We start from the raw sequence: 2,520 nt of genomic DNA on the forward strand, positions 1-2,520 counted from the left end.
CGCGCACCATGGCTACCCTGCACACCCAGCTCAACCCGCGCTCGGCGGAATTCGCCGCCAACAGCGCGGCGATGCTCCAACAGGTCGACGCCCTGCATACCCTGCTCGCCCAGGTGCAGCAAGGCGGCGGCGCCAAGGCCCAGGAGCGGCATACGTCGCGGGGCAAGCTGTTGCCCCGCGAGCGGATCAATCGCTTGCTCGACCCTGGCTCGCCGTTCCTTGAACTCAGCCAGCTGGCGGCTTATCAGGTGTACGGCGAAGACGTGCCCGCTGCCGGGGTGATTGCCGGGATTGGCCGGGTGGAAGGCGTCGAATGCATGATCGTCGCCAACGACGCCACGGTGAAAGGCGGCTCGTACTACCCGCTGACCGTCAAGAAACACCTGCGCGCCCAGACCATCGCCGAGCAGAACCGCCTGCCGTGCATCTACCTGGTGGACTCCGGCGGCGCCAACCTGCCGCGTCAGGATGAAGTGTTCCCGGATCGCGAGCACTTCGGACGGATCTTCTTCAACCAGGCGAACATGAGCGCCCAGGGCATCCCGCAGATCGCAGTGGTGATGGGTTCCTGCACCGCCGGTGGTGCCTATGTGCCGGCGATGGCGGACGAAGCAATCATGGTCCGCCAGCAAGCCACCATCTTCCTCGCCGGCCCGCCGCTGGTGAAGGCGGCGACCGGAGAAGTGGTCAGCGCCGAAGACCTGGGCGGTGCCGATGTGCACTGCAAGATTTCCGGGGTGGCCGACCACTATGCCGACAGCGACGAACATGCGCTGGCCCTGGCTCGGCGCAGTGTGGCCAACCTCAACTGGCGCAAGCTGGGGCAATTGCAACAACGCACGCCGCTGGCGCCGCTTTATAGCAGCGAAGAGCTGTACGGCGTGATTCCGGCCGACGCCAAGCAACCGTTCGATGTACGCGAGGTGATCGCGCGATTGGTGGACGGCTCGGTGTTCGATGAATTCAAGGCGTTGTTTGGCACCACTCTGGTGTGCGGCTTTGCGCACCTGCACGGCTATCCGATTGCGATCCTGGCCAACAACGGCATCCTCTTCGCCGAGGCCGCGCAAAAAGGCGCGCACTTTATCGAACTGGCCTGCCAGCGCGGGATTCCGCTGTTGTTCCTGCAAAACATCACCGGCTTCATGGTCGGCCAGAAATACGAAGCCGGCGGCATCGCCAAGCACGGCGCCAAACTGGTGACAGCGGTAGCCTGTGCCAAGGTGCCGAAGTTCACCGTGATCATCGGCGGCAGCTTCGGCGCCGGTAACTACGGCATGTGTGGACGCGCCTACGACCCGCGCTTCTTGTGGATGTGGCCCAACGCACGCATCGGCGTGATGGGCGCCGAACAGGCCGCCGGCGTGCTGGTGCAGGTCAAGCGTGAGCAGGCCGAGCGCGCCGGCCAGGGTTTCAGCAGCGATGAGGAAGCGGCGATCAAGCAGCCGATCCTCGACCAGTACGAAACCCAGGGCCACCCCTACTACTCCAGCGCACGGCTGTGGGATGACGGCGTCATCGACCCGCTGCAGACCCGCGACGTGCTCGCCCTGGCCCTGTCCGCCGCGCTGAACGCCCCCATCGAGCCGAGCCGCTTCGGCGTGTTCCGCATGTAAATGGAGCTGCACCCCATGAGCGATTTCAACACCCTCGAACTGATCACCGACCCCCGTGGCTTTGCCACGCTGTGGCTCAGTCGTGAAGCCAAGAACAACGCGTTCAATGCCGAAATGATCCGCGAACTGATCATTGCCCTGGATCGGGTGCAAGGCGATCCGGCCCTGCGCTTTCTGGTACTGCGCGGGCGCGGCAAACACTTCAGCGCCGGCGCCGACCTGGCCTGGATGCAGCAGTCGGCCGAACTGGATTACCACACCAACCTGGACGATGCCCGAGAACTGGCGGAGCTGATGTACAACCTCGCCAAGCTGAAGATCCCGACGCTGGCGGTAGTCCAGGGTGCGGCCTACGGTGGTGCCCTGGGGTTGATCAGTTGCTGCGACATGGCGATTGGCGCCGACGATGCGCAGTTCTGCCTGTCGGAAGTGCGCATTGGCCTGGCGCCGGCGGTGATCAGCCCGTTCGTGGTGCAGGCGATCGGCGAACGGGCAGCCCGTCGCTATGCCCTCACAGCGGATCGCTTTGGCGGTCAGCGGGCACGGGAAATCGGCTTGCTGGCGGAAAGTTATCCTGCCGATGATTTGGACATACATGTCGAATTGTGGATTACCAATCTGCTGCTCAACAGCCCCGCGGCCATGCGCGCCAGCAAGGACCTGCTACGGGAAGTCGGCCACGGTGCCCTGACGCCAGCGTTGCGTCGCTACTGCGAGAACTCCATCGCCCGGATCCGCGTCAGCACCGAAGGCCAGGAAGGCCTGCGTGCCTTTCTGCAAAAACGCGCGCCCAACTGGCAGCCTCAGGAGCCGCGTTCATGAAGACGCTTACTACCGTATTGGTAGCCAACCGTGGCGAAATCGCCTGCCGGGTGATGCGTACCGCCAAGGCCATGGGCCTGAC

Annotated in this window: 3 protein-coding genes; all 3 read left to right on the forward strand. The window is 64.3% G+C overall.

The window, feature by feature from the left end; translation table 11 throughout:
- The first annotated feature begins 8 nt into the window (after positions 1–8).
- The gene (locus tag HX846_RS05200; protein WP_003212470.1) at positions 9–1,616 is read left to right on the forward strand and encodes a carboxyl transferase domain-containing protein; all 1,608 of its coding nucleotides are present in this window, start codon (positions 9–11) and stop codon (positions 1,614–1,616) included.
- A gap of 15 nt (positions 1,617–1,631) precedes the next feature.
- Positions 1,632–2,438 carry a gamma-carboxygeranoyl-CoA hydratase gene (locus tag HX846_RS05205; RefSeq protein WP_102605889.1) on the forward strand — a complete coding sequence of 269 codons (807 nt, stop codon included), beginning with the start codon at positions 1,632–1,634 and terminating at the stop codon, positions 2,436–2,438.
- Positions 2,435–2,520: biotin carboxylase N-terminal domain-containing protein (locus tag HX846_RS40350; RefSeq protein ID WP_178965066.1), on the forward strand; the 86-nt coding region annotated here is incomplete at its 3' end. The genes HX846_RS05205 and HX846_RS40350, both read left to right, overlap by 4 nt.

Origin of the sequence: Pseudomonas sp. K5002 (genome assembly GCF_013386655.1) — a bacterium.
GTDB lineage: Bacteria > Pseudomonadota > Gammaproteobacteria > Pseudomonadales > Pseudomonadaceae > Aquipseudomonas.